The following is a 13,516-nucleotide window of genomic DNA, read 5'->3' as shown; positions in this document are numbered from 1 at the left end:
AGCAGATTTGGTATACAAGATGTGTATATTACGCCTACACCTTCCAGGGTGTTTTTAACTTCATGGAGACCTTTATGCGTCTGTCGTCAGCATCGAAATCGGGGAAAAATGGTTTGCTCGGGCTGGTGCTCGCCGCACTGTTTGCGGTCACCGCGCCCATGGCCTCTGCGCAGGAATTCAAGCTGGCGATGAGCTCGCCGCCGACCTCGCTGGATCCGCATTTCTACAACCTGTTTCCGAACCTGAATGTTTCCGATCATGTGTTTGAAACCCTGGTTACCATGGATGCCGACAGCCGGGTGATTCCCGGTCTGGCCGAGTCCTGGACGCTGGTCAATAACCTGACCTGGGAATTCAAGCTGCGCAAAGGCGTCAAGTTTCACGATGGCAGCGAGATGACCGCCGAAGACATTGCCTGGTCGATGGACAGGCCCTCGACCATCGTTGGCAGCCCCGGCAAGTTCGATGTCTACACCAAGGCCATCATCAACAAGAAAATCATCGACCCCTACACCATCCGCTTCACCACCAAGGAGCCTTACCCGCTCATGCTGGCCGACTTGACCTCCGTTTACATCGTGTCCAAAAAGGCCACCACGGGCATTACGAGCGATGATTTTTCCAGCGGCAAGGGCATGGTGGGTACCGGCCCCTTCAAGTTTGTCAGGTACCAGAGGGATGACCGGATCGAGCTTGATCGCAACGACAGTTACTGGGGCAAAAAGGCGGCCTGGTCCAAAGTGACCATGCGCTTCATTCCGAATGGTGCAACGCGCCTGGCGGCGTTGCTGGCCGGCGATGTGCAGGCAATTGAAAACGTGCCAACGCCTGACCTGGCGAAGGTGCGTTCCGATGCCAGCATTGCGCTGTACTCCAAAGTCTCGCACCGCCTGATCTATCTGTACCCCGACACCAAGCGCGACAAGTCTCCGTTTGTGACCGACAAGGACGGCAAGGCCCTCGACAAGAACCCGCTGCAGGACCAGCGCGTGCGCGCCGCGCTGTCGATGGCGATCAACCGCGAGGCGATTCGTGACCGCGTGATGGAAGGGCTGTCGGAGCCCACCAACAACCTGGTGCCCAAAACGCTGTTCGGCCACAACCCGGCCTTGAAGTCCGTCAAGTACGACCCGGACGGTGCCAAAAAGCTGCTGGCGACGGCCGGTTATCCGAACGGATTCGGGCTGACGCTGCACACACCGAACAACCGCTATGTGAACGATGAAAAAATCGCACAGACCATTGCGCAGATGTTCTCGCGCATTGGCGTGGCCACCAAGGTTGAAGGCTTGCCGATGTCGGTGTATTCAGCCCGCGGTGCCAAAAGTGAATACTCCATGGGTTTGCTGGGTTGGGGCGCACAAACCGGCGAAGTCTCCTCGCCGCTGCGTGCCCTGCTGGCCTGTGACAACCCGGCCAAAGGCCTGGGCGGTTTCAACTGGCTCAAATACTGCAGCCCGAAGATGGATGAGCTGCTGCAAAAAGCCCTGAACACGGTTGACGACAAGGCGCGACTGGCGCTGCTGCAGGATGCCAGCGCCATTGCCATCAACGATGGCGGCCTCATTCCGATTCATCAGCAGGTCACGACCTGGGCGACCAAAAAAGGAATTGCCTACATTCCGCGCACGGATGAGCGTACGCACGCCTACGGGTTCATCCAGCAATAAACGACTGACCACCATCCGCCCGCAAACACCGGGCGGATTTTTCAGCTTCCCGTAGCCCAGTTATTCAGGTTATTCGATGCTCGTATTCATCATTCGGCGGCTGCTGCAAAGCGTCGTCGTGCTGCTGGTCATGTCGCTGCTGGTGTTTGTCGGCGTGTATGCGATCGGCAATCCCATCGACATGCTGATCAGTCCCGATGCCGACCAGCTGGACCGGGCCCGCACCATTGCGGCCTTCGGCCTCGACAAGCCGCTGTGGCAGCAGTATTTTCTGTTCGTGAAGAACGCGCTGGCCGGTGACATGGGGCGCTCATTCGCCTTCTCTGCGCCGGCGCTGACGCTGATCGTCGAGCGCATGCCGGCGACCATGGAGCTGGCGGTGTTTGCCATCGTGCTGTCCATCGTTCTCGGTATTCCGCTCGGCCTGTGGGCGGGGCTGCGGCCCAATGGCATCGCCGGCAAGACCATCATGGCTGTTTCCATTCTGGGCTTTTCGCTGCCGACTTTCTGGGTCGGCCTGATGCTGATCATGGTGTTCGCTGTTCAGCTGGGCTGGCTGCCGTCCAGCGGACGCGGCCCGACCGAATTGCTGCTGGGTGTGCCCGTCAGCTTTCTGTCGTTCGATGGGCTCAAGCACCTGCTGATGCCGGCGTTCAATCTGGCGCTCTTCAATATTGCGCTGGTGATCCGGCTGACGCGCGCCGGCGCCCAGGAGGCGCTACTGCAGGACTACGTCAAGTTCGCCCGCGCCAAGGGTCTGGGCAATCGCCGCATCATTGGCGTGCATGTGCTGAAAAACATCCTGATCCCGATCGTGACCGTGATCGCGCTGCAGTTCGGCTCGATCATCGCCTTTGCCATCGTCACGGAGTCGGTGTTCGCCTGGCCCGGCATGGGCAAGCTGATCATTGACTCGATCCGCTTCCTGGATCGCCCGGTGATCGTGGCTTACCTGATGCTCATCGTGGTGATTTTCATTGCCATCAATCTGGTGGTCGACGTGGTCTACTCACTGCTCGATCCGCGTGTACGTTTGTCCGATAGCAAAGGCTGAGCATGGAAGACCTACCGCAGCGCGCCGCTGTCGAAACACCATTTGTGGAAACGCCTTTTCGGCGTTTCGCACGCAACTTCTTCAGCAGCAAAATCGCCACGGCTGGTTTCGTCCTGCTGGTGCTGATCGTGCTGGCCGCCAGCTTTGCACCGTGGCTGTCGCCACAGGATCCGTATGACCTGTCGCGCCTGGACGTGATGGATTCCCGGCTGGAGCCGGGCAAGGCATCGGTCGACGGCCAGCTCACGTTTTTGCTCGGGACCGACGAGCAGGGCCGCGACATGCTGTCGGCCATTCTTTATGGCATCCGGATTTCGGTGATGGTCGGCGTCTCGAGCACCGTGATCGCCTTGCTGCTCGGGTTGACGCTGGGGTTGCTGGCCGGCTATTCGGGCGGGCGCCTGGAGGCCTTCATCATGCGGATCGCCGATATCCAGCTGTCATTCCCGCCCATCCTGATCGCGCTGATTTTGCTGGCGTTGACGGGGCAGGGTGTCGGCAAAATCATCATTGCCCTGGTCGCCGTGCAATGGGCTTACTATGCGCGCACGGCGCGCAGTGCGGCACTGGTGGAGCGCAAGAAAGAATACATTGAAGCGGCCACAGCTCTCGGCCTGTCGCCGGCCCGCATCATGCTGCGGCATTTGCTGCCGAACTGCCTGCCGCCGCTGATCGTCATTGCCGCCCTGCAGGTGGCTTCGGCGATCTCGCTCGAAGCCACCTTGTCTTTCCTCGGCCTCGGCCTGCCGGTGACCGAGCCATCGCTGGGATTACTGATTGCCAACGGCTTTCAGTACCTGCTGTCCGGCAAGTACTGGATCAGTTTCTTCCCCGGCATTGCCTTGCTGCTGACGGTGGTGGCGATCAACCTGGTGGCGGACCAGCTGCGCGATGTGCTGAACCCGCGGCTGCAGACGCAATAAAAACCGCCTGGAAACCGCCATGACGACTTCAACCCAAGCCCGGATACCGCCCCAGATACCGACCCAGATACCGACGCTCAGCGTCGCCCATCTGAAAACGCAGTTCAGCACCCGCGCCGGCATTGTCAAGGCGGTCGATGATGTGTCTTTCTCGGTCCTACCCGGCCAGATCATGGGGCTGGTCGGCGAGTCCGGTTCCGGCAAGTCGATGACCGGTTACTCGATCATGGGCCTGATCGACAGCCCGGGCCGGGTCGTTGAGGGCAGCATCCTGCTGCAGGGCCGCGAGCTGCGCGGCTTGCCGCCCGAAGAGATGCGCCAGGTGCGCGGCGACCGCATCGCGATGATTTTCCAGGATCCGATGATGACCTTGAATCCGGTGCTGCGCATCGACACCCAGATGATGGAGGCGGTGCTCGCCCATCATGCGGTCAGCAAGGACACTGCCCGCGCGATGGCCCGCGACGCGCTGGCGCGGGTCGGGATTTCGTCGCCGGACGAACGGCTGCTGGCGTATCCGCACCAGTTCTCCGGCGGCATGCGTCAGCGCGTGGCTATTGCCATCGCCTTGCTCAACAAGCCCGACCTGATCATTTGCGATGAGCCGACCACCGCACTCGATGTCACGATTCAGGGCCAGATCCTGTACGAGATGCAAAAGCTTTGCCGTGAATCGGGTACCGCGCTGATCTGGATCACGCATGACCTGTCGGTGGTGGCCGGACTGGCGGATACGGTGTGCGTGATGTATGTCGGAAAAATCGTGGAAAGCGGTACCGTGGAGCAGGTGCTTGACCGGCCGCGCCACCCCTACACCCACGGCCTGATCGCGTCGGCGCCTTCGCGCAATCCGCGCGGCCAGCCCTTGCGGCAGATTCCCGGCATGACGCCGTCGCTGCTGAATTTGCCGACCGGCTGTGCTTTTCGCGAACGCTGCGACCGGGCGAGCGCCGCCTGCACCATTCAGCCGGCATTGGAGATTTTCGATGGCCGCGCCTTGCGCTGCTTTCATCCGGTCACCGAAGCGGTGGCCATACCGGTGGAGGCTGCCTGATGGAAAACTCAAGGGAATCCCTGCTGGAATTGCGCAATGTCAGCAAGCGCTTCGTCAAATCGCTCGATACCGCCGCCCGCATTGCGAACCTGCTGGGTGCCAGCGCCAAAGAGGAAATCGTCCATGCCGTTGACGAGGTCGACCTCACCATTGAACGCGGCGAAGTTGTTGGCCTGGTGGGCGAATCCGGTTGCGGAAAATCCACGCTGGGCCGGATGGCAGTTGGCTTGCATGGCCTGTCGTCCGGGACGCGCCGCTGGAAAGGCGAGGACATCGACCGGCTGGAGCCGGCGCAGCGGCGCAAGAAGCAGCTCGGCATCCAGATGATCTTTCAGGATCCGTACGCGTCGCTGAACCCGCGCATGCGCGTGCTCGATATCGTCGGTGAGGCACCGGTCGCACATAAGCTGATCACCGCAAGCGAGCAGTCCGGCTATGTGGAAGCGCTGCTGCAGCGGGTCGGCCTGGACCCTGCCGTCCTGCGCCGCTTTCCACACCAGTTTTCAGGCGGCCAGCGGGCCCGCGTCGGCATTGCGCGGGCGTTGGCGGTGCAGCCGGAATTTCTGGTGTGCGATGAAGCCGTTGCGGCGCTCGATGTCTCCATCCAGGCGCAGGTGCTGAACCTGTTCATTCGCCTGCGCGATGAATTGAACCTGACCTATCTGTTCATCAGCCACGACCTCGGCGTGGTCCGGCATCTTTCAGACCGCGTGGTTATCATGTACCTTGGCAGGGTGGTGGAGTCGGCGCCCGCCGATGCCGTGTTTGCCCACCCGAATCATCCCTACACGCAGGCGCTGCTGGCATCGGCGCCGAAGCTGGAAGCGCGTAAAACAGAATTTTTCGCGGTCAAGGGCGAGATCCCGTCGCCCCTGAATCCGCCGCCTGGCTGCCATTTCCACCCGCGCTGTCCGCATGCCATGCCGCGCTGCAGTGCTGAAAAGCCTGCCCTGAAAGAGGTGGCACCGACACATTTTTCGGCCTGTCACCTGAACGATCAACACTGAACCTTTTTGAAGGCCATTCATCATGAGCACCCCATTCGATACGGCGAGCAACGAGAAACGGCCCTCGGCCGAACTGATGGCCATGATCGAGCGCCTGATCGCATTTCCGACCGTGTCGCGCGATTCCAATCTTGGGCTGATTGAGTGGACCCGCGACTATTTGGCGCAGATGGGTGTCAAGTCACGGCTGACCTACGATTCGACCGGCAAAAAGGCGAACCTGTTTGCTACCCTGGGGGAGGGCCGCAGGCCGGGTCTGGTGCTGTCGGGGCATACCGACGTGGTGCCGGTGGACGGGCAGGCCTGGGATACCGATCCCTTCAAGGCGACCGTGGTGGGCGACAAGCTGTTCGGCCGCGGCGTCGCCGACATGAAAAGCTACATCGCCACGGCGCTGGTCATGGCCCCCAAATTTCTGGCTGCCAAGGCAGATGCACCGCTGCATCTGGCCTTGTCCTATGACGAGGAGGTCGGCTGCATCGGGGTGCGCGGCCTGATCAAGGATTTGACCGAGATCGGCCTGAAAACCGCGGGCTGCATTGTTGGAGAACCGACACTGATGCAACCGATCATTGCGCACAAGGGAACGCACCGTTTTCGCTGCTGCATCACGGGCCGCGAAGCGCACTCCAGCTACACCACGCAAGGCGTCAACTCGATTGAATATGCCGCCCGCATCATTGTCTACATCCGCCAGATGGCGGACCGGCTGGCCCAGCTCGAGAGTCGCGATTATGCGTTCACGGTACCGTTCACCACGCTGCAGACCGGCACCATCAAGGGCGGGCTGGCGTCGAATATCGTGCCCCGGGACTGCGAGTTCCAGTTCGAGGCGCGCACCATGCCGGGCGCGTCCTCCGACCGGCTGTACCAGGAAATCCAGGATTTTGCGGCAACCCTGCTGCCGGAAATGAAACGGGTCGAGCCGAATGCCGCCATCCAGTTCGAAATGCTGGCCTCTGCGCCCGGCATGAGCATGGAAGAAAGCGATGCCATCGTGAAGCTGGCGGCCTCCCTGTCACGCAACAAGCCGAACGGGGCGGTGTCGTACGGCACCGAGGGCGGCCTGTTTCAGCAGGCCGGCATACCCACGGTGATATGCGGCCCCGGCAATATCGAGCAGGCGCATCGCCCGAATGAATTCGCCACCCTCGAACAAATTGCGCAATGTGAAGCCTTCATGCTGCGCCTGATTGAATCGGAGGCTGCAACGCCCCCTGAGCGGCGGCATTAGAGCGAGGTTTCCAGCATCTCCCGGTATTCCTCGGGACTTGCCAGGCGCGGATTTGTCTTGTGACAGTGATCGGCCAGCGCACCCACGATGATGCGGTCAAACCAGTCGCGCTGCACGCCCATGGCGGCCAGGCCCGTAGGCAGGCCGAGGCGGGCATTCATGTCCTTGATGGCATCTGGAATGTCACTGCCCGAACGCAAGCCCATGGCGCGGGCCATGCGGTCTAGTCGGCGCTCTTTTTGAACTGACTCGGCGCTGGCATTGAAACGCACCACCGCCGGCAGGAACATGGCATTGAGCGTGCCATGGTGCAGCCGGGGATCGACGCCGCCCAGGCTGTGGCTGAGGGAATGGACGCAGCCCAGGCCTTTCTGAAAAGCCATCGCACCCTGCATGGAGGCGCTCATCAGGTTCAGGCGCGCCTCGCGGTCGCTGCCGTCGCGCGTGGCACGCTCAATATGCGACCAGCCCCGTTCCAGGCCGTCCAGCCCGATGCCGTCGGCCGGCGGATTGAAGGCCGGCGACATGAAGGTTTCCATGCAGTGCGCAATCGCGTCCATGCCGGTGGCGGCGGTCAGCATGGCGGGCAGGCCCAGCGTGAGTTCGGGATCGCAAATGGCTGTCTTGGGCACCAGGTGCCAGGAATGAAAACCGAGCTTGCGGTGATCGTCGACGATGATGATCGCGCCGCGTGCCACCTCGCTGCCGGTGCCGCTGGTGGTGGGCACGGCGATCAGCGGAGCGACGCGATCCGAAATCTTTGGGGAACCGCCTTCAATGGTGGCGTAAGTGGTCAGGGGGCCCTCGTGTGTGGCCGCAATGGCCACGCCCTTGGCGCAGTCAATGGCCGAGCCGCCGCCCACGGCGATCAGGCCATCGCAGCCGCCGGCCTTGTAGAGCGCGGCTGCCGCGCGCACCGCCGCTTCGGTGGGATTGGAGGGCGTCTGGTCGAATACCGTGACGGCGATGCCGGGCAGGGCATCGAGCGCTTTTTGCAAAATACCTGCCGCCTTGACACCCGGATCAGTCACGATCAGGGGCCGGGTGATGCCCACACGCTCGCACTCCTGCTTGAGCAGTTTGACCGCGCCAAATTCAAACTGGATCTGGGTCACGTAGTAAATGAAGGCCATGATTTGCTGTCTTTCTGCGTTGTACGATGCGGGTGTGATCTATCGAAACGGATTGACTTTACTTTACTGGCTGGACGCGCGCATGGGCCGCAAGCAAACCCTGATCTTGGCCGCCCTGGTGGTGGTGTGTTTGACTGCCTCAAATAGTGATCATGCGGCATTCGGCTGACCCCCACAAGCTGCTGACCCCCGCCATGCGGGACGTGCTGCGCCGCATGGCCAAGGCCGGCCGTCCGCCAATGCACACGCTAACGCCCCAGCAGGCGAGGGCGGCCTATGCTGCGGGTGCCGATGTGCTGGAGATACCTTCACCCCGGCTGGCCCGGGTGGAGGATTTCGCGCTGCCTGCCCGAGATGGCCACGCGATTGCAGCGAGGCTGTATGCGCCGTCCAGCGATCACTTGCCGGTACTGGTGTACTTTCACGGCGGGGGCTTCACCATAGGCGGCATTGACACGCACGACGTGCTGTGTCGCCAGCTCAGCCACCTTGCCGGTTGCGCTGTGATTTCGGTCGATTACCGCCTGGCGCCGGAGCACAAATTTCCGGTTGCTGGCCATGACGCATGGGATGCGTTGCACTGGGTCGCCACCCACGGCGCCAGCCAAGGCATTGACAACACCCGTATCGCCGTGGGAGGGGACAGCGCCGGCGGTACCCTGGCCGCGACGTGCGCGGTGCTTGCGCGGGATGCGGGGCTGCCGCTGGCCTTGCAACTGCTGTTTTACCCCGGCTGTGCCGCCCACCAGAACACACCGTCGCACCAGAAATTTGCCACGGGCTTTGTGCTCGAAGAAACTCATATCAGCTGGCTTTTCAGCCAATATGTCCGCAGCCCGGCTGACCGCGAGGACTGGCGCTTTGCGCCGCTGCACACCCCTGACGTGGACGGGGTGGCCTCAGCCTGGGTAGGTTTGGCTGAATGCGACCCGCTGGTCGATGAAGGCGTGATGTATGCCGACAAGCTGCGTACTGCCGGTGTGCCCGTGGATCTGGAAATCTACCGCGGCGTTACGCATGAGTTCATCAAGATGGGCCGGGTCATCCCCGAGGCCCGGCGAGCTCACGCCGATGCCGCGCAGGCCATTCAGCGTGCGTTTGGATCGGCTCCTTAGGCGGAATTTCTGGGCATGAAACGAGCATGAAACGTCAAGACTTTCGTTTTTTTCACCGCCTGCGCGTGCGCTGGGTGGAAGTGGACATGCAGAAAATCGTGTTCAACGCGCATTACCTGATGTACTTCGATACGGCGATTTCTGACTACTGGCGAGCGCTGGCCCTGCCTTACGAAGAGGCAATGCAGCAGCTCGGCGGCGATCTCTACGTCAAAAAATCCAGCGTCGAATACCACGGGTCGGCGCGTTTTGACGACATGCTGGACGTGGCGCTCAAATGCGCGCGCGTTGGCAATTCGTCCATGGTTTTTACGGGCGCGATTTTCCGGGGCGACGAATTGCTCGTCACCAGCGAGCTGATTTATGTGTTTGCGGACCCCGCATCGCAAACATCCAAACCGGTACCGGATGTACTTCGCACCCTGCTGAGCCGCTTTGAGGCTGGCGAGGCCATGATTGATGTCCGCGTGGGCGATTGGGCCGCTCTGGGCACGGACGCCGCCAAACTGCGAACCGCCGTGTTTGTGCAGGAGCAGGGCATTGCGCCAGAAATGGAATGGGACGAGGCCGACGGCACAGCCGTGCATGCGGTGGCCTACAACGGGATGGGGCAGGGCGTTGCCACGGGACGGCTGGTGAGGCATGCGAACGGAGCAGGCAGGATAGGCCGCATGGCGGTTCACCGGGTGTTGCGGGGTTCGCACATCGGGCAGGAGATACTTCGCGCACTGATGGACGCCGCCAAAAGCCGGGGAGATACCGAAATTGTGCTGCATGCCCAGCGCAGTGCCGAGGGCTTTTACCGGCGCCTGGGTTTTGCGCCGCGTGGGGAGCCTTTTGAAGAAGTGGGCATTGCGCACCTTGAAATGTTCATGATGCTTTGATTCAGGGCCTGGTCAATCATCAGCGAATCACCACCGTCTCTCATGTCAAAGAAAAAAAGAAAGATAGCCGGCACATCGACTGCCGGCGAGGCCACGCCCTTGGCAAGGCCAGCCGGGGTACCCGCCGCCGCCGCGCGGAATGACTGGACCGTCATCATTTTTGCCTGCATGCTGTTTCTCGTGGCCGCCATCGGGGCGCCCTACGAGGAAATGCTGCAGGACACCCTGAAGTCGATCGTCGTTTCATTTGCGGCGCTCGGCGCAGGCCTGCTGTTTTTCTGGCGCCAGCGCCAGCGCCACGAATACTTCCACTGGCATGCCCTGATGGGCTTCCCGCTGGCGCTCATGGCCTACGCGCTGGGCAGCATGGTGTGGTCTCACACCTACCTGGCAGGCGTAGAGGCGATTCGCTGGTTTATTTTCAGCCTGCTGCTGTGGCTGGGCCTGAACACCTTCACCCGGGAAAAGTCACCATCCCTCTTTTGGGGAATCCATGCGGGCGCCGTGGTGGCATCTCTCTGGACGGCCTTGCAATTCTGGATCGACTTCAGATTTTTTTCTCAGGGGCCCAACCCGGCTTCCACTTTTGTCAACCGCAATTTCTTTGCGGAATATGTCGTCTGCACCCTTCCATTCTCGGCACTGCTGATCGCGCGGGCGGGCAAGCCCCAAGAAATCGCATGGCTGACCTTCACGACCGCTTTCAACATCGTGGCCTTGCTGATGACGGGAACCCGCTCGGCGCTGGCAACCCTGTGGGTGCTGCTGTTCCTTGTTCTTCCGCTCGCCGGGTTTTTCTATCGCAGGCAACTGGCGTGTTTTGCGTGGAACCTCACCCAGCGCCTGGCCGTGATTGCCCTGCTGCTGGTCACCATCGTTGGATTGGGTTTGATCCATACCGGTAACCCGAAGATTGCTGGAGAACTCAACGGACGGAATGCGCTTGAGCGCGGCATCTTTCGCACCGTCTCTGTCGTTACCGACAGCGATGAATTCAGGACGGGCTCCTTGTCCGTTCGGTTGACCATGTGGAAGGCCACTGGCAGGATGATCCAGGACCGGCCATTGAGCGGTGTAGGCGCCGGAGCCTGGGAGGTCAATGGGCCGCTTTACCAGACTGCCGGCTCGCAGCTTGAGACCGATTACTACGCCCACAACGAACCTTTGCAGTTGCTGGCGGAGTATGGCCTGGTGGGTTGGCTCGCCCTGGCAGGCTTGTTGGGCTACCTTGGCCTCGCCGCCTGGCGCACCCTTGGCGACCGCCGGCCCGAGGCCATGGATGAGGGGCCTGTGCGTGCCGCGGCGCTCGCCTGTCTGCTGGCATTGCTGATGGTCAGCAATGCGGGGTTCGCCTGGCGGCTGGCCTCCACTGGCGCGCTTTTTGCCGTATTGCTGGGCCTGCTTGCGGCATCCGATGCGCGGCTGGGCTACCGGGGGTTCAGCGGTGGTTCGCGTTTGCCGTGGCATCCAGTTCTTTCCCGCACGGCCATGTGGGCCCTGGCGGCGAGCCTGGCACTGGCGACGTACATCAGCCAGCAGGCGGCGGAAAGTGAGCGGAAAATTATCGGCGCCGTCAAATTGGCACTCATGATTTCAGGCTCGGGCAACCCCGGCCATCCGCAATGGAATCAAACCAAAAAACACATGCTGCGCCTGATCGGGGAGGGCATCGCCATCAACCCCCATTACCGCAAGATCACGCCCATCGTGGCAGACGAACTGGCGCGCTGGGGGGACTGGAAAAACGCCACCTGGATCTGGGAGTCCGTGCTGGCATCCCGTCCCTACATTGTGGGCATCATGGTCAACATTGCGCGTGGCTACGCCCAGCAGGGGGACAACGACAAGGCGTTTGCCTACCTGGCTCGCTGCAAAAAGCTGCAACCGCAGGCCGTTTCCGTGCGCGCGCTGGAGGTGATCCTGCTGGGGCACGTTGGCAACGAGGCTGAAGCCACGCGGCTGGCAAAACAGTACCTGAAAGACGGTACTTACAACTACGACCTGCTCAACGCAGCTTGGCTGCTGGGCACACAGAACAACGACCCTGACCTGGCCATCGAGGCCATCAAGTTGCGCAACAAGGGCTGGCCTGACCAGGAGATCGATGGATTGCTCAAACTGGGCGATCTCTTCGCGGCACAGAAAAAGGATGATGCCAGGGCGCTGGCATCCTACCGGGCTGCCCTGAAGGCCGCACCTCACAACCTGAGGGACGCCGTCCGGCAGAGAATCCCGGCGGCCTATCTGCCCAGGCTCTAAGAGCCTGTTCACGATCTACAGGGGGCCGCGTTGGGACGCAATCGGGATGAGTTGCTCGCCCACGTTGCGCCGCATGGGCTTGTGCCCATGCAAGCAATTGGGTGGGCAAATCGCCCGATTTCGTCCCAACCCGTAGGGCAAGTGGATTTTCGGGCGGTCTGCGGCGTTGCAAAATCAGCCAAGGCACAAGCCTTGGCTTGGATTTTGCGCCTTGCATTCCATCCCGAACATCCACTTGCGCGACCCCCTGTAGATCGTGAACAGGCTCTAAACACCCGTTTGGAGCCAGGCCGTCTGGTAGCGGCTGGCCAGCGAACGGCTGGCAGGGCGCCTGGGTGCATTGGCCGCGGCTTGCGCGTCCGCTTTTGCGCGTACATGCGTTCGTTCTTCCAGCTGCAGGTCCCAGCGCCGCACGCCGTCGCCATGGTCAGCGGCGCTTGCCAGCAACACCGTGCTGGAGCGGGTGCCATAGGCGTTTTCAGGAAAGTCCACAAAGGCGCTGGACAAAGCCGCCTCGATGACCAGCGGCACGCCGGTGTCAGGAAGGCTCGCAAGAGGAGCGCGCTGGCGGTTGCCCAAGGCAGTCCACAGCGGCGCCTGCAGCACTTCCGGCTGATGTGCAGCGGGGGTGGTCGACAAGGCCGTGGCGAGAGTCTGCTTCAGCTCTACGGTTTTTGGCCATGGTGTATCCAGCGCTGCGTTAGAGAGCCCATAAATTCCGGCCGCCAGCGGCTGGGCATGCCAGCCCAAAGCCGCCTTGTTGGTTACCCAGGTCCATGCATCCCGCTGAAAATCGCCCATCACAAGATTGAATCCGCCGTAGGCCGCGCCGTCTTTTTCCAGTACCCTGATAAAGTCGCCGGCCTCGCAGTTCGCTTCCAGCCAGCGCATCACCAGTTCACCCCGGGAGCGGGGCGCCGCTGCTTGCGGGTAACCTTCACGCACGTTGGTCAGAAACGCCACCCGCCCATCAGGTGTCATGCCCAGCCAGGTTCCGCCGGCACGCAGGTCGCGGCCGGAAATGATTTCCCGGCCGGAAACGCTTGTCCAGCGGGCCAGCGGCAGGCTCGGGCGGTTTAAATACTCATCGCGGTTGGCCGCAATCACCAGCGGCCAACGTTCAGAGGCATTGATGGCAAATGCGATCAGGCACACGGTAAAGCTTTCGGACTTTCTTGCAGAT

At 61.6% G+C, this 13,516-nt stretch carries 12 protein-coding genes; 10 read left to right on the top strand and 2 right to left on the bottom strand.

What is annotated here, in order from left to right:
* Positions 1-74: 74 nt before the first annotated feature.
* The 6 genes from BPRO_RS12580 (at position 75) to argE (ending at position 6,942) form a co-directional block, all read left to right on the top strand.
* Positions 75-1,670 carry an ABC transporter substrate-binding protein gene (locus BPRO_RS12580; protein ID WP_041388806.1) on the top strand — a complete coding sequence of 532 codons (1,596 nt, stop codon included), beginning with the start codon at positions 75-77 and terminating at the stop codon, positions 1,668-1,670.
* Positions 1,671-1,746: 76 nt separating this feature from the next.
* Positions 1,747-2,724, top strand: a complete 978-nt coding sequence (locus tag BPRO_RS12575) for an ABC transporter permease (RefSeq protein ID WP_011483446.1) — start codon at positions 1,747-1,749, stop codon at positions 2,722-2,724.
* Positions 2,725-2,726: 2 nt separating this feature from the next.
* Positions 2,727-3,647 (top strand): ABC transporter permease, encoded by a 921-nt coding sequence (locus tag BPRO_RS12570; protein ID WP_011483445.1) that lies wholly within the window; start codon positions 2,727-2,729, stop codon positions 3,645-3,647.
* A gap of 19 nt (positions 3,648-3,666) precedes the next feature.
* Complete coding sequence (locus BPRO_RS12565; protein WP_011483444.1) at positions 3,667-4,701, top strand: ABC transporter ATP-binding protein; 1,035 nt, start codon at positions 3,667-3,669, stop codon at positions 4,699-4,701.
* Positions 4,701-5,708 (top strand): ABC transporter ATP-binding protein, encoded by a 1,008-nt coding sequence (locus tag BPRO_RS12560; RefSeq protein ID WP_011483443.1) that lies wholly within the window; start codon positions 4,701-4,703, stop codon positions 5,706-5,708. The genes BPRO_RS12565 and BPRO_RS12560 overlap by 1 nt, the downstream gene beginning before the upstream one ends.
* A gap of 22 nt (positions 5,709-5,730) precedes the next feature.
* A complete protein-coding gene (gene argE, locus BPRO_RS12555) occupies positions 5,731-6,942 on the top strand; it encodes an acetylornithine deacetylase (RefSeq protein WP_011483442.1) in 1,212 nt (403 codons plus the stop codon).
* Here argE and BPRO_RS12550 read toward each other — a convergent pair.
* Positions 6,939-8,075, bottom strand: a complete 1,137-nt coding sequence (locus BPRO_RS12550) for an iron-containing alcohol dehydrogenase (protein ID WP_011483441.1) — start codon at positions 8,073-8,075, stop codon at positions 6,939-6,941. The genes argE and BPRO_RS12550 overlap by 4 nt on opposite strands.
* Here BPRO_RS12550 and BPRO_RS29595 point away from each other — a divergent pair.
* The 4 genes from BPRO_RS29595 to BPRO_RS12535 are packed head-to-tail and all read left to right on the top strand — an operon-like array spanning position 8,065 to position 12,333.
* Positions 8,065-8,244, top strand: coding sequence for a hypothetical protein (locus BPRO_RS29595; protein ID WP_157045794.1), 180 nt, complete (start codon positions 8,065-8,067; stop codon positions 8,242-8,244). The genes BPRO_RS12550 and BPRO_RS29595 overlap by 11 nt on opposite strands.
* Positions 8,228-9,190 carry an alpha/beta hydrolase gene (locus BPRO_RS12545; protein ID WP_011483440.1) on the top strand — a complete coding sequence of 321 codons (963 nt, stop codon included), beginning with the start codon at positions 8,228-8,230 and terminating at the stop codon, positions 9,188-9,190. The genes BPRO_RS29595 and BPRO_RS12545 overlap by 17 nt, the downstream gene beginning before the upstream one ends.
* A gap of 26 nt (positions 9,191-9,216) precedes the next feature.
* Entirely contained in the window at positions 9,217-10,074 is an 858-nt protein-coding gene (locus BPRO_RS12540) for a YbgC/FadM family acyl-CoA thioesterase (protein ID WP_011483439.1), read from the top strand.
* 42 nt (positions 10,075-10,116) lie between these two features.
* On the top strand, positions 10,117-12,333 hold the full coding sequence (locus BPRO_RS12535) for an O-antigen ligase family protein (protein WP_011483438.1): 2,217 nt from the start codon (positions 10,117-10,119) through the stop codon (positions 12,331-12,333).
* A 267-nt stretch (positions 12,334-12,600) separates the two neighbouring features.
* Here BPRO_RS12535 and BPRO_RS12530 read toward each other — a convergent pair whose 3' ends face one another.
* Positions 12,601-13,488 (bottom strand): NRDE family protein, encoded by an 888-nt coding sequence (locus BPRO_RS12530; protein ID WP_011483437.1) that lies wholly within the window; start codon positions 13,486-13,488, stop codon positions 12,601-12,603.
* Positions 13,489-13,516: the final 28 nt, after the last annotated feature.

It is taken from the genome of Polaromonas sp. JS666 (assembly GCF_000013865.1).
Lineage (GTDB): Bacteria > Pseudomonadota > Gammaproteobacteria > Burkholderiales > Burkholderiaceae_C > Polaromonas.
This window is presented reverse-complemented; position numbering and strand designations above follow the sequence as displayed.

Coding starts and splice junctions, on each gene's coding strand:
- BPRO_RS12580 (WP_041388806.1), top strand. CDS start 75: ATGCGTCTGTCGTCAGCATCGAAATCGGGGAAAAATGGTTTGCTCGGG.
- BPRO_RS12575 (WP_011483446.1), top strand. CDS start 1,747: ATGCTCGTATTCATCATTCGGCGGCTGCTGCAAAGCGTCGTCGTGCTG.
- BPRO_RS12570 (WP_011483445.1), top strand. CDS start 2,727: ATGGAAGACCTACCGCAGCGCGCCGCTGTCGAAACACCATTTGTGGAA.
- BPRO_RS12565 (WP_011483444.1), top strand. CDS start 3,667: ATGACGACTTCAACCCAAGCCCGGATACCGCCCCAGATACCGACCCAG.
- BPRO_RS12560 (WP_011483443.1), top strand. CDS start 4,701: ATGGAAAACTCAAGGGAATCCCTGCTGGAATTGCGCAATGTCAGCAAG.
- argE (WP_011483442.1), top strand. CDS start 5,731: ATGAGCACCCCATTCGATACGGCGAGCAACGAGAAACGGCCCTCGGCC.
- BPRO_RS29595 (WP_157045794.1), top strand. CDS start 8,065: ATGAAGGCCATGATTTGCTGTCTTTCTGCGTTGTACGATGCGGGTGTG.
- BPRO_RS12550 (WP_011483441.1), bottom strand. CDS start 8,075: ATGGCCTTCATTTACTACGTGACCCAGATCCAGTTTGAATTTGGCGCG.
- BPRO_RS12545 (WP_011483440.1), top strand. CDS start 8,228: ATGCGGCATTCGGCTGACCCCCACAAGCTGCTGACCCCCGCCATGCGG.
- BPRO_RS12540 (WP_011483439.1), top strand. CDS start 9,217: ATGAAACGTCAAGACTTTCGTTTTTTTCACCGCCTGCGCGTGCGCTGG.
- BPRO_RS12535 (WP_011483438.1), top strand. CDS start 10,117: ATGTCAAAGAAAAAAAGAAAGATAGCCGGCACATCGACTGCCGGCGAG.